This is a genomic window from Tropicibacter naphthalenivorans (genome assembly GCF_900176475.1).
In the GTDB taxonomy this organism is placed as follows: Bacteria; Pseudomonadota; Alphaproteobacteria; order Rhodobacterales; family Rhodobacteraceae; genus Tropicibacter; species Tropicibacter naphthalenivorans.
Window position 1 is genome coordinate 311997 of record NZ_FWXX01000004.1, and the last position, 23103, is coordinate 335099.

A 23103-nucleotide genomic window follows, 5' to 3' on the forward strand; every position below is an offset into this window, starting at 1 on the left:
CCGCTGGGCTGGACGCCAACCGCGACGACAAGGCCGCAGGCCGCCGGAGGCGTAGACAAGCGCCGCAACGCGGCCCCGTTGGATCAGCCTACGGCTCGTGGAAGGCTTCGCGGGATTTGTACAAAGGCTTCAGCAGGTATTGCAGCACGGTCTTTTCGCCGGTGTGCAGCTCTGCCGTCGCCTGCATCCCCGGACGGATCTCCATCAAGGCCTGACGGTCGGTCATCGCCGACATATCCACGCGCACCGACACCTTATAATGCGGCTCCTGCTCGGGGCGGCGCTCGTCCTTGAAGGTATCGGCAGAGATCACATCCACCCGCCCCTTGAGCGTGCCGTAGATCGTGTAGTCATAGGCCGACAGCTTGATCGTCGCCTCCTGGCCGGGACGAATGTTGGCGATGTCCTCGGGGCGGATCTGCGCCTCGACGAACAGTTCCTCGTCCACGGGAATGATTTGCATGATCTCTTCGCCGGGGCGCACCACGCCGCCAATCGTCGTCACTTGCAGCTTGTTCACCACGCCGTGCATCGGCGAAATCAGCACCGTCCGGTTCAGCTGATCCTGCGAAGCCTTGAGGTTCTGTTTCAGCGTCGCAAGCTCTTTGAGCGTGTCGGAATACTCCTGCGCGCGGGTCAGCTCGGTCTGCGTCACCACATCGTCAAAGGCCTTTTGCGCATCGGCATGGGCCTTGCGCGCGCGCGTGACCTCGATCAGCGCCACGACCTTTTTATCCAGCAGATTTTCCATCAGCTTCTTCTCGGACGCGGCCTGATCCAGGATCCGCGCCGCGCCATCCCGGCGCGAGAAAAAGTCCTGCTGCCGCGCATTCAACAACGCCTGCTCGGACGCAACCATCTGGGGCGAACGCATCGCCAAAGATGCGGGGACATCGAATTTCGACGCCCCCGCCAGTTCAGCCTCGAGCCGCAGACGGCGAATCTCGAGGGCGGTGATCTGATCGCGTAAATCGTCAACGGAAGACTGAAACTGGGTACCATGCAGGCGCGCGAGAATATCGCCACGCAGAACTTCGTCGCCCTCTTTCACCAAAAGCTCGGTCAGGATACCGCCTTCGAGGTTCTGGATGATCTGAGGACGCGAAGAGGAAATGATCTCGCCCTGCCCACGGACGATCTCATCAAGCCAGGCGAAGGACGCCCAGATAATGAACACCCAGACCGACGCGGCACACAGCCAGATGGTCAGGGACGGGCCGCGCATCTTGCCGGCCAATTGAGAACTGAGGTTGGTGGTCGAGGTGGCCATCACGCGGCTCCTTGTCCGGAAGTGCGCAGGTGGTCGAGCACCTGATCGCGCGGGCCGTCAATGGCCATGCGCCCATTCGCAAGGATCAGCGTCCGCGAAGCCAGCGTCAGGATCGGCACGCGGTGCGTCGCGATCACGGCGGTGCGCCCGTGCAGCCAGCTTTCAAGCCGCGAGATCAGCGTCTTTTCCAGCGTCTGGTCCAGCGCCGCCGTGGGTTCGTCCAGCAGGCAGATGTCGGGGTCTTGCAGCCACAGCCGCGCCCAGCCGATGCTCTGGCGTTGACCGACCGACAGCCCTTCGCCGCCATCGTTGATGTCCAGATCCAGCCCCTTGGGGTGCGCCTTGATATACGGCCCCAGCCCCGCGAAATCGAGCGCCTCATACAGGCGGTTGTCGTCGCGTTCGAGCATATTGAGGTTCAGGTTGTCGCGCAGCGTGCCGTGGAACAGCCGCACGTCCTGCCCGAGGTAACCAATCGAACGGCGAAGGTCCTTGGGTTCGATCTGGGCCATCTCGGTGCCGTCGATCATCAGCTGTCCGCTGCTCGGCGCGTACAGCCCCGTGAGCATCTTGAGGAAGGTCGATTTGCCAGAGCCGTTGGCCCCCAGCACCGCCAGCACCTGCCCGGGTTGGATCACCAGGTGTTGCAGGTCCAGCACCGCCGCGCCTTCGGGATCATAGCGGTAGGTCACGCCCTTCAGCTCGTATTGGCCGTTCAGCCGTTCGCGGCGCAGGTACGTCCGCTCGCCCGAGCGGTCCTGCGGGATGTTGGCGAGGCCATCCAGCCCGTCGAGCGCCGCCTTGACGTTGCCCCAGCGCGCCAGAATGCCCGACAGCTGCGTCAGCGGCGCCAGCGTGCGCGACGACAGGATGCCCACGGCGATGATCGAGCCGACGGTGAATTCGCCAGCAAAAACAAGGTAGGTGCCGGTGATGACGGCGGCCACATAGGTCGCCTGCTGCACGCCTTGGCTCCAGAAGGTCAGCACCGCGCCCAACCGCCGCTGGTCCGAGCTCTTGAGCGCCTGCACGGCAGTCAACTCTTCCCACAGGCGGGCAAAGCGGTCTTCGGCGCGCTGCGTCTTGATCGTGTCCAGATCGGTCACGGTTTCCTGCAACAGCCGCGATTGCTTGGCGCTGGCCCCGTGCATTTCCTGCGTCAGGCGGATCATCCGTTTCTGCATGAAAAAGCCCGGCACGACCATCAGCACACCGCCAAGGACCAAGACCCAGACCACCGATCCCGCAATCGACCAGACCATCAGCAGGAAGACAAAGATAAAGGGAATATCCGCCAGCGCGCCCACCGTCGAGGCGGTGAAAAACTCGCGCACCGACCCGAATTCGCGCATGGAGGAGAAGAGCTTAGACGGCGAACGCCCCGGAATATCCGAACGCATCCCAAGCAGCCGATCCATCAGCAGCTTTTGCACGCCCAGTTCGATCTGCCGCCCCGCGCCGTCCAGCAATTGCGAGCGCGCGACCTTGAGGAAAGCCTCCATCAGCAGCGCCAGACCCGCGCCCGCGGCCAGCACCCAGAGCGTCGCTTCGGACTGGTGCGGGATCACGCGGTCATAGACCTGCAAGGAAAACAGCGCCACCGACACGGCCAGCAGGTTGGCCACAAAAGACCCCAGCGCGACCTCGCCGAAATGGCGCTTGAAACGGCCAAACTGGCCCCAGAACCAATGCTGCTCGCGCTCGATGCGCGCGTGGTTTTCCGACAGCAGTTGCACCGGCGCTTCGGCGCGGATCAACTGGCCGGTGAAATAGGGGCCGAACTCGGCCACGGCGACTTCGGAGTGCCGCGAAGACGTGGTGTCGTCGTAGATCGTCAGCTGCCCGCCGTCCTGCGACAGGACCAGCACCGCCTGCCCGTTGCGCATCAGGGCGATGGCAGGCCAGAGGCCGGGGACCAGCGTGTCGGGCTCGTCCTCAAGCGCCAGCAGGCCCGCCGCTTCGACGCCCATGCGCAGCGCGCGCAGGTCATAGCTGTCGCCCTCACCGGCGTGCTGGGACAGCGCTTCGAGGATGTCGGTCGCCTTGGCGTCGACGCCCAAGCGGCCCGCAAGGACGCGGATCAGGTCAGCGCGGCTGTTGGCGCGTTCCGAGTGGCGCGCGCGACGGGCGTTACCTGCGGGTTTGCCCTGCGGCACCGCCGCCAGCACCGCGCTGCGGGCGCGGCCCGCCATGGACAGGACAGAGGCGCTCAAATCCGTGCCCCCTCGGCCAGCGCGCCGCGCAGGCGGGCCAGCTCTAGCTCCGCGCGGGCGGCTTTGTATTTCAACTGAATCTCGGTTTCCAATGCGGCGGCGTAGGTCTCGTACACGCCAACCACGTCCATCACCTGCCGTTGCCCGCCCTCGTATTGGGCGCGGAACAGGTCGAGGTTCTGCTTGGCCTGTGCGGTGAGCGTGCTCGCCTCGGCGGCTTGGCGGCGGAAGGCCACCAGACGGTTGCTTTGCGCCTGCACCTGCCGTTCGGCCACTTCGCGGGCCTCGGCCACGCGGCGGGTGGCGCTTTCCTTGGTGGCCTCAATCGCCTCGAATTCGGCCATGGTGCCCAGCGAGAACAACGAGTCCGTAGTGACCTCAAGACCGCCGCTCAGCCCCCCTGCCCCGACCGCGCCATTGGCCGCCAGACCGGGCAGGTTCGACGCGCGGGCGATTTTCGCCTCGGCAATGGCTTGCTCGCGCTTGGCGCTGGCGCGGATCACGCCCAGAGGCTCCCCGGCGGAGGTTTCCTTGAGCCCGCCGATGCCGCGCAGCTCGTCCAGCTTGCGCGCGGACATGGCGTTGAGCTCGGCCATCGCGGTGGTGGTCGCCTCTTGCGCCTCACCGGACCGGGCGCGCATGGAGGACAGTTTCTGCCGCAACACGTTGAGGTCGGACATGTCGGACACGCCGCCGTTGACGCGCTCCTGCATGACCCATTCGAAGTGCGCCATTTCCTTGAGCGCGCTGTTCAGGTGGGCCGACAGATCACGGTTTTCCTCGGCGCGGATATACAGCGACAGGGCGTCGTACACGCGCTCGTTGCCGTCCTCGACCAGCGTGACAGCAGCGATTTCCACGTTGGCCTTGGCCAGATCGCGCTCGGCCTTTTTGCGGCCATTGTCAAAGAGGACCTGGTTGATGACCAGCTCTGCGACGAAATCCCCAAGCGAGTTCAAAGAGATACGCGGCCCGATCCGGGGCATCCAGTTGCTCTGGGCGGCTTCGGCGCGCAGTTGGGCGACGCGCAGCTCTGCCTCGGCGACGCGGGAGTCAGAGGCGATCACGGCGTCAGCCACACGGCTGTAGGGCGTGCCGGACAGAATGACCGAAGGCCGGGTCTGCAAAGCGTGAATGATTTCAGAGGCATCGGACGGTTTCGCGACCGCCTTTTGCAGCTTGGGATCTGCCGGGGCCGTGGCTGTGGGCTCTGCGCCCTTAAAGCGCGAGACAACCCCGTCCCCCATGTCTTTCATACACCCGGGCAGCATCGCCAGAATAGCGATCAGACCCAGGCTCCGCCTGCTCTTGCTCATGGTCGTGCCCCCGCTCTCGGCGCGATTATGATTATGGTCGGGATCCGGGGCGGGTTCAGCCCGCCCTCCGGACGTAGGTGCCCTTAGATGATGCCGGTGTTGGTGTGGATGTCGTCATCCACAAGCACCGTGGCATCGCCAAGGGTAAAGACGTTGTAGGTCTCGGTACCGACGGTCTGCGTACCGGTGGCCTGCGCCCCGGTGATCGTGACCGCGTCGTCGCTGCCACCTTCGATCGTCACCGTGTCGCTGTTGGTGGACAGCGCAAGGATCTGCTCCTCGGTGATGGTCAGACGGCTGTCTTCGGCAAAGTGCAGGTCGATCGTCTCGATCTGGAACTGGCCGAGCGCGTCGGCGATGCCGTCGGACATAAGCACCTGGTTCGTGGCCGGATCGTCGGTCACCAGCAAGCTGCCAGAGGTGTTGCCCGCCGCATCGGTGCTGGCCAGGACAAGGTGCGTGCCATCGGGAACAGAGCCATCCAGCGAGATGTAGGACCGATCCAGGAACGGCACATCAGTGGTGGTGGCCACGTCCACATCCGTCACGGTCGGGGCCGCGCCAGAGGTGTCGAGTTGCCCCAGATAGACCGTGTCTTCGGTGATCTCGGTGCGGATTTCGTCCACGCCGGTGCCGTCGCGGCCATAGCCCAGCCAGGTCAACACGTCCGGCGCATCGGTGTCGATGTGCACGGTTTCGTTGATCACGGTGGTGTTGCCCGCCGGGTCGGTTGCCTCGACCAGCATCGGCGCGTCCAGCGTGCCGGTGGGGATCGCTGCGGGCGGAATGTCCACCGTCCAGCTGCCGTCCGCCTGCACGGTGGCCACGTGGGCCATACCGCCAAAGGTCACGGTGACATCCGATCCTGCCTCGACGGTGCCGGACAGGGTCACGCCCTGCGCGGCCTCTGCGGCGTTGATCACACCGTCACCCGCGAGGGTCGCTGCGTCCGAGGTCAGCTCGTTGACGTAGGTGTCGACGCTGAAGGTCACAGAGGTGGTCGCCGGGTTGCCCGCCGGGTCGATGGTCTCGATCACGGCCCCAGAGGCGTATTCGCCGCCGTCAATCGCCGGGGCCGGGAAGACCACGGACCATGCGCCAGAGCCGCTGACCGACGCGCCAATTGTCAAACCTTCGAAGGTGACGTTGACGATCGAGCCGGGCTCGGTCGTGCCGGTCAGGATAAAGCCGTTCGAGGCCTCGGTGGCGTTGATGACGTTGTCCCCTTCGACCGGATCGCCGCTGGCGGCAAAGTTCACCACTTCGGTGTCGACGTTCACCGCGTCGGTGCGGGTCAGGGTGTTGCCCGCGCTGTCGGTGATGGTCGCGCTGATCTGCGCCACGTAGGTGCCGGGCTGGACTTCCGACGCCGCAAAGGGCGCGGTCCAGATCCCGTTGGAGCCGGTCTGCACGGTGTGGGTCACGCCGCCCATGGTCACGTCCACCAGCTGGCCCGGGGTCGAGGTGCCGGTCAGCACCACGCCGTCCGAGGCTTCTGCCGCGTTGACCACGTCGTCGCCTTCGACTGGAGCTGCCGAGATGGTCAGCAGGCCTGCGTCGGTGTCGATGCGCACGTTCTGGCTGATGACGTCGGTGTTGCCCGCGGCATCGGTCGAGGTCGCGGTCAGCGTCACGGTCTGCTCGCCCGAAGGCATCTGCGCCGCGCTGAAGGTCGCGGTCCACGACCCGTCCGCTGCCACGTTGGCTTGGACAGTCTGACCACCGAGGTTCAGTACCACAGAGCCGCCCGGCTCGGTCGTGCCGGTCAGGGTCAGGCCGTCCGCGGCCTCTGCCGCGTTGACGATGCCGTCCGCGCCGCCCGGCGCATCCGAGGTGATCGCAAAATTGCGCACCAGCGTGTCCACGTCGACGGTGCCGGTCGCGGTGGCGGTGTTGCCTGCCGGATCGGTCGCATTGGCGGTGACGTTGAGCGTGCGCTCGCCCACCGGCAGTTCCGCCGCGCTGAAGTCCACGGTCCACGACCCGTTCGCCGCCACGGTGGCGGTGTGGGTGATGTTGCCCATGGTCACGGTGACGGTGTTGCCTGGCTCGGTCTGGCCGGTCAGGGTCACGCCGTCCGCGCGCTCTGCGTCGTTGATGATGCCGTCGCCTTCAACGGTGTCGGTGATCACGGCCACGTTGGCGACCGTATCAATGGCGATGTTGCCCGATGCGGTCGCGGTGTTGCCCGCAAGGTCGGTCGCGGTCGCCGAGAAGGCCAACGAAGCTTCGCCCTCGGGGATGACCGAGGCCGGGATGGTCACGGACCACATGCCGGTCGCATCCACGGTGGTGGACAGCTGCTCGCCCGAGACGGTGACCACGATCGCGGCCCCCGGCTCTCCGCCGCCGTTCAGGACCACGCCATCGGCGCGCTCTGCGGCGTTGATCACGCCGTCCGCGTCCACGACACCTGCGAGGATCATGGTGTTCAGGTCGACGTCGATGGTGCCCGAGGTGCTGGTGGTGTTGCCCGACAGATCGGTCGAGGTCACGTACAGCGTCGAGGTGTAGCCCAGTTCCGAGTGGCCCGGACCGCCGTCCAGCATCGTCGGAGACAGGGTGATCGACCAAGAGCCATCCGCGCCCACGGTGGTCGTCCAGCTGTTGATGCTGTTGGACACTTCGATGGTTGCGCCGGGCTCGCCCGCGCCGGTCACGGCGATCATGCCGTTGTACTCGGACGCGTTGATCACGCCATCCCCCGCCACCAGCGAGGTGTCGATGGTCACGGTCGCTTCGGTGTCGATGGTAAAGCTGTGCGTCATGGTCGACGCGTTGCCCGCCAGATCGGTCGAGACGATGGTCGCCACGGTGTCATAGGTGCCACCCGGCAGCGTGCCGCCCGCAAAGGTCACCGACCACGCGCCGTCACCGCCTGCGGTGAAGGTCTGGGTGACGCCTTCGATGGTGACTTCGACCGTCGCGCCGGCCTGCGTGGTGCCGGTCAGCGTGATACCTGCGTCATATTCCGCGCCGGAAATCATGTCATCGCCGGTCAGCGGGCCGTTGTTCATCTCGACCACGTTGACGGTGTCGATCTGCACTTCGGTCGTCAGCGAGGACGCGTTGCCCGCAAGGTCCACGGTGCTGACAGTGATGGACGAGGTGTACTCGCCGCCCGGGAAGTCCGTCGCGGTTACGCTCAGCTCCCAGGTGCCATCGGCGGCGACCAGAACCTCTTGGGTCAGGTCTTCGAAGGTCACGGTCACAACCGCGCCCGGCGTCGAGGTGCCGGTGATCATAAAGCCCGCGTCGGCCTCAACTCCGTTGATGACGTTGTCCGGGGTCACCATGTCGATGGTCAGCGGATGCGGGATCGTGTCGATCTCGATCACGTCGGTGATCACGGTCACGTTGCCAAAGCCGTCAACCACGGTGATCTTGACGTCGGTGGTGTATTCGCCGCCCGGCAGCACCGTCTCGTCAAAGGTAAAGCTCCAGGTGCCGTCGCCGCCAACGGTGACCGTCTCGGAGTGGCCCTCGACCTCGATGGTCAGGGTGGTGCCCCCCTCGGCGGTGCCGGAAATGGTCACGCCGCCTTCGTGGCCTTCGGCGTTGAACAGATCGCCCGCGCCGGTGGTACCGTTGTAGATGTCCACAGCCGGAGGCGTGGTGTCGATCTCAAAGGACGGGCCATCGAGGTTGGTGATGGTGCCGTTCGGGTCGGTGACGATCACGACCACGTCGTCATAGACGCCGTCATCGGGGAAATCATCGCCGGTAAAGACCGCTTCCCACGTGCCGTCTTCGCCCGCGATCACGGTGACCTCTTTGTCGCCCACGGTGACCACGATTTCCGAACCGGGGTTGGCGGTGCCGGTGATGGTCAGCTCGGGGTTGTCCCCGCCACCTACGGCCACGTTCGCGTCGGGGTTATCCACGGTCGGCGCGGTCCATTCGGTGCCGCCATCGCCGCCGCCACCGCCGAGCGAGCCAATCACGGCCGCCCCTGCGAGACCTGCGCCGACACCCGTCGCGCCAAGGCCGGTTGCCGCGCCCAAAAGGCCGGTTGCCAGCATCGAGACTTGCTCTTCTTCGCCGTCGTAAGCGCCCAGCGGCACATCCGCGACCACCTGCGGGTCGTCGACATAGATCAGCTCGTCGGTGGGGCTCCACTTGCCCCAGGTCTCGGTCGGGCCATACTGGGCGAACAACGCGCCGCTGTCGGTCTCGACAAAGCTGACCTCGTTGAGGATGCCATCGGCGCTGATGAACAGGCGATTTGCGCCCTCAGCGCCCGTGTCGAAGTAACCTTCGAGCACGATGACCCGGCCATCGGCCAGTGTGATCAGCAGATCATCTGCCGCGCGGTCATAGCCACGCAGATCCGACTGACGAATATGAAGGGAAATATCGTTCCCGGCACCTGCGTCGATGAGAAAATCCTCATCGCTGCCGCCTACGGAACCACGTTGAAGCGCACCCGCACGGGTACGGATCACGAAATCGATCGCGCTCATGATAACACCGCTCTACTCTAATCGACGGCCCTGATTTTTATGTGGCCGACTTATTGTTCTGATTTGTAACTACCGCATTTGCCTTAATTTCGCCAGATAGTTTTTTGTTAACACAGCGATATCCGGGCAAAATTGCGAGGGTCCGCACCACATGTTCCTTAAAATGTGGTGAAAATATGGCTGATGCGCTGTTGCGAAAATGTCGACAGTCGGCCCGATGCGCCGTGTTGACCTGCGATTGATCAACGTAAGGGTGTGATCTAGATCACTTTAAACGTGCGATATAGGTCGCCACAGAGGTGTCGATATAGCCGCGCGATACCTCTGCACGGGTGCCATCCGCCGTCAGGCTGACCCGCGTCGCCAAGAGCATCTGCACCCCCGGTTTCGGGCCGAACTCCGCCGGGGCCCAGTCCGGGACGGGGGCGATGGACATGCGATCTTCGGCGCTGGTGATCCACAGGTTCAGCTTTTCGCGGTAGGTCAGATACAAAGAGTCCGACAGATCGCGCACCGTCAGGCTTGGCGCATAAGAGGCGTCCAGCCAGACCTCGTCCAAGACCGCAGGGATGCCGTTCAGCCGCCGCAACCGCCGGATGCGCCACGCCTGCGCGCTGGCGCCAAAGTCCGGCAGATCGGCGGACTTGGTCACGCGGTCCAGCGACAGCACGTCGGCAGTGGGCAACCCGCCGCCCTCCAGCAGCTCGACCCGAAAGAACGCATAGACCGATTGGACGTCGGCCTTGGCCCGGATGTAATTCCCCGACCCCTGCACCCGCCGCAACAAGCCCTTGTCCGCCAGATCGCCCAGCGCCTTGCGCAACGTGCCCACCGAAATGCCCAATTGCGCGGCATAGTCCCGTTCCGGCGGCAAGCGCGCCCCATCGGCCAGACGCCCCGCGCCGATCTCGCGGATCAGCATTTCCGAGATCTGAAGGTACAGGGGCAAGGCGTGGCGGTCGGTCATCAGGCTTTCGGGCGGCTCTTAGGGGCTTTCGGGATTGCTACAGCATTGATTTTCCAAATGCCGCCCGCGTGCAAGGGGCACTGGACCTGCCCGCCCATTTCCGCCACACCTTTCCCCAAGCCTCACGCAGGAGCCGCCATGGAACGCGTTGCGATCACGGACAGTCTGGACCTTAGCCGCCTCGTCTACGGGATGTGGCGGCTGACGAGCGACAAGGACACCTCGCCCGCCTATGTGCGCGCCAAGATCGACGCCTGTCTCGATCAGGGCATCACCACCTTGGATCAAGCGGACATCTACGGCGGTTACATGGCCGAGGAAGTGTTGGGCGCGGCGCTGACCCCGGCCTTACGCGCGCAGGTTGAGATCGTCACGAAATGCGACATCGTCGCGCCGGTCGGGCGGCACGCGGACAAGCGGGTGAAACACTATGACACCTCGCGGGCGCATATCCATGCGTCGGTGGATGCCTCCCTGCGGCTGATGGGCATTGATCATATCGACCTTTTGCTGATCCACCGACCCGACCCGTTCATGGACCATCTGGAAACCGGCGCGGCGCTGGATGATCTGGTGCGCGCGGGCAAGGTGCGCGCCGTTGGCGTATCGAACTTTCGCCCCTGGGACTGGGAGCTGCTGCAAGCGGGGATGCAGACGCCGCTGGCCACCAACCAGATCGAGATCAGCCTGCTGAACAACGCGCCGCTGACCAATGGCGACATCGCCTTTCACCAGCGCCAAGGCCAGCCGGTGATGGCGTGGTCGCCCCTTGGCGGCGGGACGCTGTTTGCCGAAGCCAACGAGAGCCTGCGCGCCCGCCTTACGCAAATCGGCGCGGATGTCGGCACTGACGCCGCGTCGGTCGCCGTTGCGTGGCTCTTGGCACATCCGTCGCGTATCCTACCTGTGCTTGGCACCAACAATCTGGACCGGATTCGCCGGATCAGCGATGCTGCCAAGGTCAAACTGGACCGCGAAACGTGGTTCGACCTTTACACGCTCGCGCTCGGCCAAGAAGTCCCCTAAGGAGCCACGATGACCTCGATGCCTCATAGCTTTGACCCGGCCAGCGCCGACCCGCGCGATTTCCGCACCGCCTTGGGGCGGTTTTGCACCGGCGTGACGGTGGTGACCTGCGACACCGGGACCGGGCCGCTGGGGATCACGGCGAACTCTTTTTCCAGCGTCTCGCTCGACCCGCCTCTGGTGCTGTGGTCGCCGGCAAAATCGTCCTCGCGCTATCCGTTTTACATTGCGGCGCAGCACTTTGCGATCCACGTGCTGGGCGAAGAGCAGCGCGACCTGTGCCAAGGTTTCGCCCGCTCAGGCGACATATTTGACACGCTGCCTTGGACCTCTGGCGACGGCAACACCCCCCTGATCGAAGGCTGCCTGTCCCGGTTCGAATGCCGCCAAGTGGCGTTGCATGATGCCGGTGACCATTCCATCGTGATCGGCGAAGTCACCCGCGTCACCACACGCGAAGGCCGCCCGCTGGCGTTTCAGGGTGGCGGCTTTGGGGCGTTTTCGCCCTTGGCCTGACCCTGCGGCGGGGGCGCTCAGAATCGCCGCTCTGAGAGCGGTTTCCGATTGCGAGACGCCGCGTTGACGTTGCGGCAACATGTAGGGATGGGCCCAAAGCGCGCCACCAAATAGACGTGGCAATTCCGTCACTTGCCATAGGGCGGCGAGAGGATCACAATTTAGTCATCTCCGGTCAAATTCCCTTTATGGTTGGTCATGCAGTTTTTTCGGTACACATCTCATTTCATGCGCGTGGTGTCTGTCGCGGTCGGGCTGGGCACGCCCCTGTCGGCCCAAGAGCCCGTCACCGCACAGGATTACCTTGATTTCGACGCCCGGCAGGCCCGGCTGGGGCAGATGCTGTTCTACGATAAGATATTGTCGGGCAATCAGAATATCAGCTGCGGCACCTGCCATCACCACAGCCTGAACAGCGCCGATGGCGTGAGCCTTGGGATTGGCGAAGGCGGCAGCGGGCTGGGCATGGATCGCACCCCCGGTGATGGCCTGTCGCTGATTTCGGCCCGCATCCCGCGCAACGCCCCTGCGCTGTGGAACCTTGGCCACCGCGACATGCGGGTGCTGTTTCACGATGGCCGGGTTGAACAGGTGGACAGCGACGGGCTGCGCTTTCGCACCCCCGCAGGCACGCTTTTGCCCGAGGGGTTGAACTCTGTTTTGGCGGCGCAGGCGCTGTTCCCCATGAGCTCTGACGCCGAAATGGCGGGCAAGCCCGACGAAAACCCGGTCAGCGCCGCCTTTGCCGAGCGCATCGACCTTGGTTGGGAACAGGTGGCCGAGCGGGTGCGCAACACGCCCGAATACGCCTACCTGTTCCGCCGCGATGTGCGCGAGGTCCGGTCCAAGGATGACATCACGATTGTCGAGATCGCCAACGCTTTGGCCGCGTTCATCGGCACCGAATGGCAAAGCTTTGACAGCCCTTACGACGATTATCTGAACGCGGGCACGCCTCTGCCGCCGCTGGCGGAAAAGGGACGCGCGCTGTTCTTTGGCGACGCGGGCTGCGCCAATTGCCACAATGGACCGCTGTTTACGGACCAGAATTTCTACGCGGTGGGCGTGCCGCAATTCGGGCCGGGACGCGCGTTTGAAACGCTGATCGGCAGCGACGTCGGCCGGATGGAGGTGACCAAGCTGCCCGCCGATGCCTACCGTTTCCGCACCCCGTCGCTGCGCAATGTGGCCCTGACCGCGCCCTATGGGCACAGCGGCGCCTATCCGACGTTGCGCGACATGATCCGCCACATGTGTGATCCGATCACCAGCCGCAACGCTTGGACCCCCGGCATGGCACGGCTGCCGCAGGTCGATTGGCTCAAGGCGAACGACTTTGTGCTGGCCGCAAACACCCAAGAGATGGCGCGACAAGTGGCGCATCTGGACCTGCAACCGGTCAAAATGATCGAAGAGGATATCGATGCGATCGAAGCGTTCCTCAACGCCCTGACCGGGCAATCCGCGATGCAGCGCCCCTTGGGGCGGCCGGACGAGGTGCCCAGCGGGCTGCCCGTAGACTAAGCGCGCTTAGACGCGCCGGGTCGACAGCTTGCGCAGGGCGGTGGGCAGGTTCGCTTCGGTCTGGAGCGACAGCAAAAGATCGGCCAGCTCTGGCTCGATCACCCGCTTGGCCGCCTCTTTAAGAGAGAACCACCGGCGAGAGCGTTGTTTGCGCTCTTTCCAGTCGTCTTTGAGCTTGTGCACAATCATCGGGTAGACCCGCACGACGCAGGGGATGATCCGCCCGTCGGACAGGATCTTCGCGTAGCGATAGGTGCCGATTACCTCGGGACTGATTTCGCCCTTGGCCCCCGCCTCTTCCATGGCTTCGATTTCGGCGGCCTGCCACGGGGTCTTGCCGTCCATTTCCCAGCCACGCGGAATCAACCAACGCCCCGTGTTCCGAGATGTCACCATCAGAACCCGCAGATGATGCTTGTCATCCCGGCGCAGCGGCAAGGCTGCGATTTGCTCCCCTATTTCAGGCACCTACCCTCTCCTGCCTGGGCACACACACTTAGATAATTCGCCAGAAAGGTTACGAAAGCCATAAAAACGAAAAAACCGCGCAGACTGTGCTGCGCGGCTTTCCCTATCCTGGCGGACCGAGGAGGATTCGAACCCCCGACCCCTTGATTCGTAGTCAAGTACTCTATCCAGCTGAGCTATCGGTCCGTGAGGCGGGGTTTACGGTTTGGCGCGGGGATGCGCAAGAGGAAAATGAAAGAAAATTCAGTTCATTTCGCCCATCGGCAATCTGACCTCGAAACAGGTGCCGTTTTCGTCGCTGCGCAGCAGCGTCAGCGCCCCGCCATGGCCCTTTGCCAGCTCGGCCACAATCGCGAGGCCAAGCCCCGATCCCCCTTTGCGGACCCCGCCCTGAAAGGGCTGAAACAGGTGTTCGCGCGCCTTTGGCGGCAGCCCCGGCCCGGTGTCGGCCACTTGGATCACCCAGTCGTCCTCGTCGATGTTGGCGGCAACGCTGATCTCACCGGACTGGCCGGTGGCAGCGATGGCCTGACGCGCGTTGCGCACAAGATTCGACAGGATTCGGTAAATCTGTTCGGGATCGCCGCGCAGAACCATCCCGGCGGGCACGTCTTCGGACAGGGAAATGTCATCCTCCCCGATGGCGAGACGCTCTGCTTCGAGCACTTCGCTGGTCAGCTCGGCAAGATTGAACAGCGTCAGCGCCGGGGCGGGTTCCTCGGCGCGGCCAAACGCGAGGGTATTTTCGCACAAAGACACCGCCCGCGTGATCGAATTCACCAGTTTCGGCGCCATGCGTTTGACGGCGGGATCCTCGGACATCTCGATCCGGTCGGTGAACAGCTGCGCCGACGTCAGGATATTGCGCAAATCGTGGCTGACCCGCGCAACCGCCCCGCCAAGCTGGGCGAGACGCTCTTTTTGCCGCAGACTTTGCGTCAATTGGGTTTCCAAAGCCTGAAGCGCCACCTCGGCTTCGTGCAATTCGCGCACGCTTGCGGTGGGTTTGATGATCCGCCGCGCATCTTCGGGGGCGGCGGCGTAGGACTGCATCTGGCCGACGACGCTTTTGATCGGTTTGACCAGCAAAACGCGCACCGCAAGGAACAAAAGCATCGCGGTGATCACCGAAATTACCGCCGACAGGATCAGGATTCGCACCCCGTAATCCAGCATCGCCATGCGCAGCGGCGCGGTGTCCATGGTGACTTCGATCAGTTGGCCGGCGTCCAAAGACGGCACGCCAATCACCCGAATCACACGCGCCTGAGGGTCGGCAAGGCGCAGCACCGCATCGCGGATCAACTCGCCCGCCGTGGCCTCGCGCAGGTCAAAGGTCTGGTGCACCATGGCGGGCAAGGGCGAGGCCAGCACCAGCTGCCGCATCTGGTCCCGCCGCAGCACGACGTTGTAAACACCTGCGTTATCAAGCAGTTCTGCCTCTAGCTCTGTGGACAGCATGTCATCGGCCAACAGCGCAAGCGACGCGATCTGTGCGCGTTCAAGCCGCGAGAGCAGGTAATCCTCGCGAAAGCGCGCAATCGACGGCACAAAGATCATGATCTCGGCCAACATGACAAAGATCACGGTCAGAATCAGGAAGCGGCCAGAGAGAGAGTTCAGCATGTCAAAGTCTCAGGGCAGCCATCGCTGGACAAGGCGGACCACGGTTTTCACGGTTTCGTTCTCAAACAATTTAGGCGTGAAATAGGCACCTGCCAGCCGTTTGTTAACCTCTCCCACAGTAGGATAGGGCGAAACCATGTTCGACACGGCGCTCATTTTCAGGCCGTTCGCGATGACCATGGACCAAAGGTTGATCAACTCGCCCGCCTGATGGCCCGCGATCGACACGCCGACGGGCTTGCCCTTGTGGACCATCGCCTTGATCAGGCCAGGGGTTTTGCGCTCGGCGATGGCGCGGTCGTTGTGGGCATAGTGAAAGCGCGCGATTTCCAGCGCGTCACCGTATTTTTCGCGCGCCTGCGTCTCTGTCAGGCCGACCTGAGCCAGTTCGGGCTGGGTGTAGGTCGCCCAAGGGATGTGGTCGGTCTTGGCCTTGGCGGGCAGGCCGAACAGCGCCGAGCGGATAACGATCCCGGCGTGGTAGCCCGCCACGTGGGTAAATTGCAGCCCGCCGGCCACGTCGCCGATGGCATAGACCCGGCGGTTGGTGGTTTTCAGGGCGGCGTCGACCTTTACCCCGGTCTTGGTGGTCTCGATCCCGGCGGCTTCGAGGTTGAGTTTACCTATGTTGGCGCTGCGACCGGCGGCGACAAGCAGGTGCGAGCCATTGAAAACGCGCCCATCTTTGGCGTGCACTTCAATCGCCCCCGCAGTGCCGCGCACCTCTTGGACCAAGGCACCTTCGGCAATGGTCACGCCCTCGGCCCGCAGCGCATCCAGCACAACGGCGGCCATCTCGGGGTCGTCCTTGCCCAGGGCGCGCGCGCCTTCGATCACGGTGACCTCTGACCCGAGCCGCCGATGCGCCTGCGCCATTTCCATCCCGATAGGCCCACCGCCAATGATCAACAGATGCGACGGCCGTTCGGTCAGCTCCCACAGGGTTTCGTTCGTCAGATAGGGCACGTCGGACAGGCCGGGAATCGGCGGCACCATGGGCGACGATCCCGTGGCGATCACGATCCGCCGGGCGGTGATGCGGTAGGGGCCCGCCTCGACCTGCGTGTCCGAGACAAAGCGCCCGTATTCCCGGATCACCCGCACGCCCAAGCCTTCGAATCGCTCCTGACTGTCGACCGGCGCGATAGTGTCGATCACCTCGCGGACGTGGCCCTTGGCCGCGGCATAATCGACCTGCGGCGCGACGGGCGTAATCCCAAAGGGCGCGGCCTGCGCCATCATGTAGGCCGTTTTTCCGCTTGCGATCAAAGCCTTGGACGGAACACAACCGTAGTTCAGGCAGTCGCCGCCCATCTCGTGCCCTTCGAGCAGGACCACATCGGCCCCCATCTGCACGGCGCCCGCCGCCACGGACAGCCCGCCAGACCCGGCACCAAGGATCAATAGATCGGTTTTGATCTGCTCCATCTTAGATCTCCTCTTTGCCGCGCAGGGCTTTGATCACCAAAGGCAAAGCCGCAAGCGCCGCCAGTCCGAGAATCGGGCCGATGATGTGCGGCTCCCATAAAAGGGACAGATCGGGATCTTCGCCGCGATCAAAGACTTCGCCCAGCCCCACCCCAATCGAAGTAAACACGATCGCGCCGGGAATAATGCCCAACGCGGTCGTCAGCACAAAGTTGCGAAATTTTACCCCGACCAGCGCCGGCAGCAGGTTGGCGACGAAAAACGGCACCGCAGGCACCAGCCGCAGCAGGAACAAGACGCTGATTTCATTGTCGTGCAGGCGATTCTTGAGCCGTTTGAGGGTGCCATCCGACGTCTCAATACGGGCAACCAGCGTTTGGCCAAGCCCCGCGCGCGCCGCGACAAAGATCACCATTGCGCCGATGGTGGCCGATGTGACGTTGAGCACCGTCCCAAAGGTCAGATCGAACAAAAAGCCCCCGGTAACAGAGGCCACCGCCGCCCCCGGCAGGGAAAAGGCGACGATTGCCACATAGGTTCCAAGGAACGCCAACGCCATCAACACGACATGCGAATCGCGATAGGCCAGCAGCGCCTCGCGGTTTTCACGCAAAGTCTCAAAGGTCAGATAGTCTCGGAGCGTTAAAAAACCGACAACGGCGACCATGAGAATCGTGATCAGGGGCAGGTGACGCTTCACTTTTGCGGCTCTTTCGTTAGGAATGCCCTGAACATGGCCGCTGGAGGCGTGGGGCGATACCCCGATCACGCCCGCTTGAACGGGATGACGCCAATCCGTGAACATTTTGCCGAGATTCATCCGGTCTGAAACATTTCGGCGGAATAAACGCGCGGATTGTTGCAACGAATGCCGATTCCACGTTTGACATGCGCAAAGCGTCCCCCTATAGGCAGGGCTTCGAATGCCAATGGCCGTGCGAGTTACCTCGTCGCGGTTTCATGACACGGAGTAGCCGCGATGAAACGCACTTTTCAACCGTCGAACCTCGTCCGCAAGCGTCGCCACGGGTTCCGCGCGCGCATGGCCACCAAAGCCGGGCGCAAAATTCTGAACGCACGTCGCGCTCGCGGCCGCAAAAGCCTGAGCGCATAAGGTCTGCCGCTTCGCCGTTTGGCGGAGCAGTTGGCTTTGTCGAAAAGGCCGCCCCGGAGCGATCCGCGGCGGCCCTTTTTGCGCATTCCGCTGATGCAGGTTCTTAAGAAACGCGCCGACTTTCTCAAAGCCGCCAAGGCACGGCGGGTCCCAGCAGGAGCCTTTCTCTTGCAGGCCCGAAAGCGTGCCGAGGGCGAGGCGACGGGCGTTCGCGTGGGCTTTACCTGTTCGAAAAAGGTCGGCAACGCCGTTGCGCGCAACCGGGCCAAGCGGCGCTTGCGTGAGATCGCGCGACTGGTGCTGCCCGAGCTGGGTCAGGACGGCTTTGACTATGTGCTGATTGGCCGCGCCGAACAGACCGCCGCGCGCGATTTCATCGCCATGCAGGACGATCTGCGCCGCGCCCTGCGCAAAGCGCACAGCACATGAGCCCCCTCGCCCGAATCGTCGCCCTGCCGGTCAAAGCCTATCGTTTGGTGGCCAGCCCGTGGGTCGGAAACGGCTGTCGGTTTCACCCGACCTGTTCGGCTTACGCGTTGGAAGCATTGGAAAAACACGGCGCGGCAAAAGGCAGCTGGCTGGCGGCGTGGCGGATTTTGCGCTGCAACCCATGGGGCGGCAGCGGCATCGACAACGTGCCGCCCAAAGACCCCGATTGATCGCTTTGCTCAAAAGGTTTCAAAAATGCTTGATGACGGTGACGATATCCATCCGCTCTTCTACGGCGCCCCCAAAAGCACCGAGTTCAAGAAGCTGCGCAAACGAATCGTGCAGAACGTGCGCGAAGCGGTTGACCAATATGGGATGATCGCGCCCGACGCGCATGAAAAAGACGCCAAGCCCGCCAAGTGGCTGGTCTGCCTCTCCGGCGGCAAGGACAGCTACACGATGCTGGCGATTCTCTATGAATTGAAATGGCGCGGCTTGTTGCCGGTGGAACTGCTGGCCTGCAATCTGGATCAAGGTCAGCCGGGCTTTCCCGCGACCGTAATGCCTGAATTCCTTGAGAAAATGGGCGTTCCGCACCGGATCGAGTACCAAGACACCTACTCTATCGTGGTGGACAAAGTGCCCTCGACCCGCACCTATTGCGCGCTGTGCTCGCGTCTTCGCCGCGGCAATTTGTACCGGATCGCCCGCGAAGAGGGTTGCTCGGCGGTGGTTTTGGGCCATCACCGCGACGATATTCTCGAAACGTTCTTTATGAACCTGTTCCACGGCGGGCGACTGGCAACAATGCCGCCAAAACTGGTCAACGAAGAGGGCGATCTGTTCGTTTTCCGCCCGCTCGCGCATGTGGCCGAGGTCGATTGTGAGCGATTCGCGAAGGCGATGAACTATCCGATCATTCCGTGCGATCTGTGCGGCAGCCAAGACGGCTTGCAGCGCCAACAGGTCAAGCAAATCCTTGACGGATGGGAGAAAAACAGCCCCGGACGGCGCAACGTGATGTTCCGATCTTTGATGAATATTCGCCCGTCGCACATGCTGGACCCCAAGATTTTTGACTTTGTTGGGCTGGCGACGAACGCAGGGTCTGTAAATTCTTCGGAAAAGTTCCCGGTGCGTTAATATCTGAGTTACCGGTCTGTTCTAAGGTCGCCTTTGGTGACTAGGGAAAGGGACCGATGATGAAGGCGGGCTTTGGCGCACGCATCGCGAGTTTGCAGTCCATGCTGCGTCGCGGGCTATACGGTCCGCAGGCATTGGCGTTTTTGCCCGCCACAGTGCTGGCCGCGTTCTGGTTGGGCGGCGAGCCGCTTTTGATCTTGGCTGCGCTGGGAATGCCGCTGCTGTTCATTGCGGTCGGTGGCGGGCAAGTCGTGCCGCAAGAGGATTCGGCTGGCGGCAAGTCGGCAGACCTTGTGAATTTGATCACTGCGTCTGCGATGGCGGAAAAAGCTTTGGAACGCGCGCGCGCCGCGAATCTCGCCACAGCGGTGATTCTGGTCGAACTTGAGGGGTTTGACGATGTCGCGGATCGCGACGGCGAAGATACCGCTGATATTCTGCGGGACTTGTCCCTGAATCGGTTGCGTAATGCCCTGAGACGCGACGACGTGGCGGTACGCCTCGGCGATTCTCGCTACCTTGTGCTGCTCGGGCCATCTCTGCGGCTCGATCTCGAAGCATTGCTACAACTTTCAACGCGGCTCCAATCCGGCGTTGAGGAACCCGCGTCGATCGACAACACGATGCGCTACCTGTCGGCCTCCATTGGTTTTTGCGGCAGCGCGCGTCTGAAAGACGATGCAACCGGCAAGCAAATGCTCGAAGGGGCGCAGATCGCCTTGGGCGAAGCCATGGCCAACGGCCCCTCCGCCATTCGGGCTTGGTCAGAAAACATGCGGGCCGCGCACCGTGAACAGACGACCCTCAAGAGCGAGGTGGATCGTGCGTTGGCAAATGGGCAGATCCAACCCTGGTTCCAACCTCAGGTTTGCACCTCGACCGGCGAGATCAGCGGCGTCGAAGCGCTCGCTCGCTGGATTCACCCAGAGCGTGGCATTGTGCCCCCCGCCCAGTTTCTTCGCGTGCTCGAAGAGTCGGGTAAAATGGAACGGCTGAGCGAAGTGATCTTGCAGCATTCCCTCACAGCTTTGCGCAGTTGGGATCAAGCGGGCTTGGGTATTCCACGCGTCAGCGTCAATTTCTCGGATACGGAACTTCGCGATCCCCGCCTCGTTGAACGCATTCAGTGGGAACTGGATCGCTTTGGCCTCACTCCGCAGCGACTCGGTATCGAAGTCCTCGAAACCGTGATCGCTGGCTCCCCCGAGGGCATTGTTGCGCGGAACATCATGTCTCTTGGCGAAATGGGCTGCCATATCGACTTGGACGATTTTGGCACCGGCCATGCGTCGATCACCTCGTTGCGGCGGTTCAAAGTGCACCGCCTCAAGATTGACCGCAGCTTTGTGACTCGCGTCGACCGGGACGAAGACCAACACCGGATGTTGGCCGCAATTCTTGGTATGGCTGATCGACTGGGCCTCGAGACGCTGGCCGAAGGGGTCGAAAGCGTTGGGGAACACGCCCTTTTGGCGCAACTCGGCTGCGATCACGTCCAGGGTTTCGGCATCGCCCGCCCCATGCCACCAGATCAGATGGTCGATTGGGCCGCCGGGCACGCCGAACGGATCGCGGGTGCGCAGCGTCTTGGCCGCGGCTCCGGGTAAGTGCTTTGGCCAAGACATCCGAACGCCGGCACGATAAGCGCCAACAGAAACCTACCCACCAAGCGCATTTCCCCATGGAAAACAGGGAAACTGCTTGACCTTTGAGGCCTGTAGGGTTTGAACCCAGCGATGACTTCTCAAGGGAAAGGCGGCAGTCCCAATGGACGATCAGAACAAGAACCTACTTCTTGCGACGGCACTCAGCTTTGCTGTGATTTTGGTTTGGTTCTACTTTTTCCCCCCACCGGAAACGGTAGAGGACCCGAACGCACCCGCTGCGGTGGAAACCGTCGCAGACGCGGACATTGCAACGGCTCCGGCCGCGGCACCTAGCGCGGCAGGGGACGCACTCGCAGCTACGGAAACCACCGAAGCCCCGCGTCTACCGCTGGAAACCGAGCGCCTCGAAGGCTCAATCTCGCTGACCGGCGGCCGGATCGACGACCTGCGCCTTAAAGACTATCGCGAAACGCTCGAAGAGGGCTCGCCCATCGTTCAGATGCTGGATCCGGCGGGCAACGATGATGCCTATTACGCGCTTTACGGCTGGGCGCCGGGTGCGGGCCTGTCCTTGGATGATGTGCCCGGGGCGAACACTCCTTGGACCGTCGAGACCGGCGAGACGCTGACCGCGCAAACACCGGTGATCCTTCGCTGGGACAGCCCCTCGGGCCTGATCTTCCGTCGTTCGATTTCGATTGACCAAGACTTCATGTTCACCGTGACGCAAACGGTCGAAAACCCCGGTGATGCGACGGTCTCGCTTGCGCCCTACGGCATCGTGGCCCGTCACGGCGAACCCGCTGATGTCAAAAACTTCTTCGTCCTGCACGAAGGTGTTGTGGCAATGGCCGACGGTACGCTGTCCGAAATCGGCTACTCGGACATGCCCGATTTCGACATCAACCCGAATGAGGGCGCCCGCGCCGAGGTCACCCAAGTGTCGGAAAACGGCTGGATCGGCTTCACCGATCACTATTGGATGACCGCGCTGATCCCGGCCCCCGGCAGTGCTTTCAAACAGGTTGCCAAGTACGACGAAGCGCGCGACATCTATCAGACCGAAGCCGTTTTGCCGACCTTGCAACTGGCTGCGGGCGCGACCCAGTCCGTCACGACTCAGCTGTTTGCCGGTGCGAAAGAATGGGAAACCATTGGCGACTATCAAGAACAGGGCATCCAGGGCTTTATCGACTCGATCGACTGGGGTTGGTTCTTTTTCCTGACCAAGCCGATCTTTGCGATCCTGCATTGGCTGAATGGCGTGATCGGCAACATGGGCATCGCGATCATCGTGCTGACCCTGATGATCAAGGCTGTGCTCTTCCCGCTGGCGTATAAATCCTATGTTTCCATGGCGCGGATGAAGGAACTCCAGCCCGAGATGGAAAAGATCAAGGAACGCGCCGGCGACGACCGTGAAAAGCTGCAAAAGGAAATGATGGCGCTCTACAAAGAGAAAAAGGTCAACCCCGCCGCGGGCTGCCTGCCGATCCTGCTGCAGATCCCGATCTTCTTCTCGCTGTACAAGGTGATCTTCGTCACGCTGGAACTGCGTCACGCTCCGTTCTTTGGTCCGTTCCAAGACCTTAGCGCGCCGGACCCCACCTCGCTTTGGAACCTGTTCGGTGCCTTCCCGTGGCCCGCGCCCGAGGCTGGCTCGATCTTTGCCCTGGTGTTCATTGGCATTCTGCCGCTGCTGCTGGGTATTTCGATGTGGCTTCAGCAAAAGCTGAACCCGGCTCCCGCAGACCCCACGCAGCAAATGATTTTTGCGTGGATGCCGTGGGTGTTCATGTTCATGCTGGGCGGTTTCGCAAGCGGCCTGGTGGTGTACTGGATCGCAAACAACACGATCACCTTTACCCAGCAGTACATCATCATGCGCAGCCAAGGGTACACGCCCGATGTGTTCGGAAATATCAAGAAAAGCTTGAAGCGCGAAAAATCTGACGCAAAATAACCAAGCTTTTTAAGGAAATCTTGATCGCCA

Annotated in this window: 18 protein-coding genes and 1 tRNA gene; 9 read left to right on the forward strand and 10 right to left on the reverse strand. The window is 62.8% G+C overall.

All coding sequences use genetic code 11. The features are described 5' to 3' along the window. Positions 1 to 88: 88 nt before the first annotated feature. The 5 genes from B9A11_RS11365 to B9A11_RS11385 all read right to left on the reverse strand — a co-directional run bounded on the left by B9A11_RS11365 (position 89) and on the right by B9A11_RS11385 (position 10229). Positions 89 to 1270, reverse strand: a complete 1182-nt coding sequence (locus B9A11_RS11365) for an HlyD family type I secretion periplasmic adaptor subunit (RefSeq protein WP_186009195.1) — start codon at positions 1268 to 1270, stop codon at positions 89 to 91. After that, positions 1270 to 3462, reverse strand: coding sequence for an ATP-binding cassette domain-containing protein (locus tag B9A11_RS11370; RefSeq protein ID WP_058247646.1), 2193 nt, complete (start codon positions 3460 to 3462; stop codon positions 1270 to 1272). Before B9A11_RS11370 ends, B9A11_RS11365 begins: the two co-directional genes overlap by 1 nt. A gap of 17 nt (positions 3463 to 3479) precedes the next feature. After that, positions 3480 to 4799 (reverse strand): TolC family protein, encoded by a 1320-nt coding sequence (locus tag B9A11_RS11375; protein ID WP_058247647.1) that lies wholly within the window; start codon positions 4797 to 4799, stop codon positions 3480 to 3482. An 83-nt stretch (positions 4800 to 4882) separates the two neighbouring features. Next, the gene (locus B9A11_RS11380) at positions 4883 to 9262 is read right to left on the reverse strand and encodes an Ig-like domain-containing protein (RefSeq protein ID WP_058247648.1); all 4380 of its coding nucleotides are present in this window, start codon (positions 9260 to 9262) and stop codon (positions 4883 to 4885) included. A gap of 265 nt (positions 9263 to 9527) precedes the next feature. Then, complete coding sequence (locus tag B9A11_RS11385) at positions 9528 to 10229, reverse strand: GntR family transcriptional regulator (protein ID WP_058247649.1); 702 nt, start codon at positions 10227 to 10229, stop codon at positions 9528 to 9530. Positions 10230 to 10367: 138 nt separating this feature from the next. Between B9A11_RS11385 and B9A11_RS11390 the strand changes: the two genes are divergently transcribed. From B9A11_RS11390 to B9A11_RS11400, 3 genes are all read left to right on the forward strand, one after another. Then, on the forward strand, positions 10368 to 11255 hold the full coding sequence (locus B9A11_RS11390) for an aldo/keto reductase (RefSeq protein WP_058247650.1): 888 nt from the start codon (positions 10368 to 10370) through the stop codon (positions 11253 to 11255). A gap of 9 nt (positions 11256 to 11264) precedes the next feature. Further along, positions 11265 to 11771: a flavin reductase family protein gene (locus tag B9A11_RS11395; protein ID WP_058247651.1), complete on the forward strand. Its 507-nt coding sequence runs from the start codon at positions 11265 to 11267 to the stop codon at positions 11769 to 11771. Positions 11772 to 11969: 198 nt separating this feature from the next. Continuing rightward, positions 11970 to 13295, forward strand: a complete 1326-nt coding sequence (locus tag B9A11_RS11400; protein WP_143595859.1) for a cytochrome-c peroxidase — start codon at positions 11970 to 11972, stop codon at positions 13293 to 13295. Between the two features lie 6 nt (positions 13296 to 13301). Here the strand turns inward: B9A11_RS11400 and B9A11_RS11405 are convergent, their stop codons facing one another. From B9A11_RS11405 to B9A11_RS11425, 5 genes are all read right to left on the reverse strand, one after another. Beyond that, the gene (locus tag B9A11_RS11405; RefSeq protein WP_058247652.1) at positions 13302 to 13763 is read right to left on the reverse strand and encodes an NUDIX hydrolase; all 462 of its coding nucleotides are present in this window, start codon (positions 13761 to 13763) and stop codon (positions 13302 to 13304) included. A gap of 109 nt (positions 13764 to 13872) precedes the next feature. Beyond that, positions 13873 to 13949: transfer RNA gene (locus B9A11_RS11410), tRNA-Arg, on the reverse strand. Between the two features lie 57 nt (positions 13950 to 14006). Then, on the reverse strand, positions 14007 to 15389 hold the full coding sequence (locus B9A11_RS11415; protein ID WP_058247653.1) for a sensor histidine kinase: 1383 nt from the start codon (positions 15387 to 15389) through the stop codon (positions 14007 to 14009). A gap of 9 nt (positions 15390 to 15398) precedes the next feature. Further along, on the reverse strand, positions 15399 to 16817 hold the full coding sequence (locus B9A11_RS11420) for a dihydrolipoyl dehydrogenase family protein (protein ID WP_058247654.1): 1419 nt from the start codon (positions 16815 to 16817) through the stop codon (positions 15399 to 15401). A 1-nt stretch (position 16818) separates the two neighbouring features. Next, on the reverse strand, positions 16819 to 17484 hold the full coding sequence (locus B9A11_RS11425; RefSeq protein ID WP_234988809.1) for a TVP38/TMEM64 family protein: 666 nt from the start codon (positions 17482 to 17484) through the stop codon (positions 16819 to 16821). Between the two features lie 312 nt (positions 17485 to 17796). Here B9A11_RS11425 and rpmH point away from each other — a divergent pair, with 312 nt between their 5' ends. The 6 genes from rpmH (at position 17797) to yidC (ending at position 23073) form a co-directional block, all read left to right on the forward strand. Further along, positions 17797 to 17931 carry a 50S ribosomal protein L34 gene (gene rpmH, locus B9A11_RS11430; RefSeq protein ID WP_012177012.1) on the forward strand — a complete coding sequence of 45 codons (135 nt, stop codon included), beginning with the start codon at positions 17797 to 17799 and terminating at the stop codon, positions 17929 to 17931. A 93-nt stretch (positions 17932 to 18024) separates the two neighbouring features. Beyond that, positions 18025 to 18360 (forward strand): ribonuclease P protein component, encoded by a 336-nt coding sequence (rnpA, locus tag B9A11_RS11435; protein WP_058247864.1) that lies wholly within the window; start codon positions 18025 to 18027, stop codon positions 18358 to 18360. Next, positions 18357 to 18590 carry a membrane protein insertion efficiency factor YidD gene (yidD, locus tag B9A11_RS11440; RefSeq protein WP_083499841.1) on the forward strand — a complete coding sequence of 78 codons (234 nt, stop codon included), beginning with the start codon at positions 18357 to 18359 and terminating at the stop codon, positions 18588 to 18590. Before rnpA ends, yidD begins: the two co-directional genes overlap by 4 nt. 25 nt (positions 18591 to 18615) lie before the next feature. Further along, positions 18616 to 19503, forward strand: coding sequence for a tRNA 2-thiocytidine(32) synthetase TtcA (gene ttcA / locus B9A11_RS11445; protein WP_058247655.1), 888 nt, complete (start codon positions 18616 to 18618; stop codon positions 19501 to 19503). 59 nt (positions 19504 to 19562) lie between these two features. Beyond that, positions 19563 to 21110 carry a putative bifunctional diguanylate cyclase/phosphodiesterase gene (locus tag B9A11_RS11450; protein ID WP_058247656.1) on the forward strand — a complete coding sequence of 516 codons (1548 nt, stop codon included), beginning with the start codon at positions 19563 to 19565 and terminating at the stop codon, positions 21108 to 21110. A 160-nt stretch (positions 21111 to 21270) separates the two neighbouring features. Continuing rightward, a complete protein-coding gene (gene yidC / locus B9A11_RS11455; protein WP_058247657.1) occupies positions 21271 to 23073 on the forward strand; it encodes a membrane protein insertase YidC in 1803 nt (600 codons plus the stop codon). The last annotated feature ends 30 nt before the right edge of the window (positions 23074 to 23103 follow it).